This is a genomic window from Algoriphagus formosus (assembly GCF_002807035.1).
GTDB lineage: Bacteria > Bacteroidota > Bacteroidia > Cytophagales > Cyclobacteriaceae > Algoriphagus > Algoriphagus formosus.
Genome location: NZ_NIUC01000010.1, coordinates 1 through 1,280, shown reverse-complemented (window position 1 = coordinate 1,280; position 1,280 = coordinate 1). Strand labels below are relative to the sequence as shown.

Genomic DNA, 1,280 nt, shown 5'->3' with positions numbered 1-1,280 from the left:
TGTTCTTAACCGCTTAAATAACTGGACCAGTTTTGTTGCCTAAACTTAGGAACAAAATGATCGAAGACTTAATTAAAAACGCACGACTTTCATCCAGTGGCCGTAAGCTACTGACCTCACAACAAAAAGCCTTTATTGTAGAAGATTGGGAAAGTTCTGGCTTATCTTGTCCTGAATATTGTCGCCGACACGGGCTGATCACCAGTCAGGTGTATAGCTGGCGTACACTTGCTAAATCAGGAGCCATTATGAGTATCAAAAATCAAGGTGACCTACATTCCAAAGCTGAATTGGAAATGCTTAGAAAAGAGAATGAGGAGCTCAAGAAGGCTCTCGGGGAATCTACTTTGGATATTAAGATCCTAAAAAAAAAGTTAGAGATGGATCAACTTCGAAACAAGAAATTGAATCGTTATCCAGGGAATTCGGAGTAAGCATGAATAGGATTATCAAGACACTGGGAGTAGCCAAATCCTCTGTATATTATAAAGCAAAACCCTATCCTGAACGAAAAAGGACAGCGCGAAAAGAACTATGTGAGCAGATGAAACTGGCTGTTTTAGAAATCACGGCAAAGAAATCCACTTATGGGGTACCCCGGGTCAAGGCGCTGCTCAAACGGGATTATGGGCTCAATGTAACCAAATACATGGTGCATCGCTACATGAAGGAAGAAGGGTTGTTGATTACCCGACACCGAACCAGAGGCAGCAGCAGAACCCATACAGGGCAGATAGCAGTGGAAATACCTAATACGCGATGGGCTAGTGATATCACTTCGATTAAATGCTGGAATGGGGAAAAGCTCCGGGTGGCCTTTCTTCTGGACTGTTGTGACAGGTCCATCATCGCCTGGAAAGCAGGAAAACATATGCAGGCAGTTGATATTGAATTAATGGTTCAGGAAGCTTTACATGCCCGCTTTGGAGAGAACTTGCCTGATCCGGATACACTTCAGTTTTTACATGACAATGGACCTGAATTCATTGAAAAAAAGCTCAGAGCCAGCTTGAAATCCTGGAATATAATCGATTGTAATACTCCAACCTATTCCCCACAATCAAACGGGATGTGTGAAGCCTTCAATGCTACATTTAAACGAGATTACGTCTATGAGAGCTGCCTGGATAATCCAAAAACCGTACTCAATCAAATACAGAAATGGATGAATGAATACAATACATATGCACCACATTCCGCTTTAGAAATGAAAACACCAAATGAATTTTATAACTTTAAAATCGCTGCTTAACTAGTCCAACTTTTTAGCGGAAAGAGCA

The 1,280-nt window shown here is 41.6% G+C and carries 2 protein-coding genes; both read left to right on the top strand.

The features are described 5' to 3' along the window. Positions 1-56: 56 nt before the first annotated feature. Entirely contained in the window at positions 57-434 is a 378-nt protein-coding gene (tnpA, locus tag CDH51_RS19935; RefSeq protein WP_026947032.1) for an IS66 family insertion sequence element accessory protein TnpA, read from the top strand. A gap of 2 nt (positions 435-436) precedes the next feature. Further along, the gene (locus tag CDH51_RS19930; protein WP_100630333.1) at positions 437-1,252 is read left to right on the top strand and encodes an IS3 family transposase; all 816 of its coding nucleotides are present in this window, start codon (positions 437-439) and stop codon (positions 1,250-1,252) included. Positions 1,253-1,280: the final 28 nt, after the last annotated feature.

Excerpts from the sequence above, each read along its gene's own strand:
- tnpA (WP_026947032.1), top strand. The coding sequence starts at position 57 with ATGATCGAAGACTTAATTAAAAACGCACGACTTTCATCCAGTGGCCGT.
- CDH51_RS19930 (WP_100630333.1), top strand. The coding sequence starts at position 437 with ATGAATAGGATTATCAAGACACTGGGAGTAGCCAAATCCTCTGTATAT.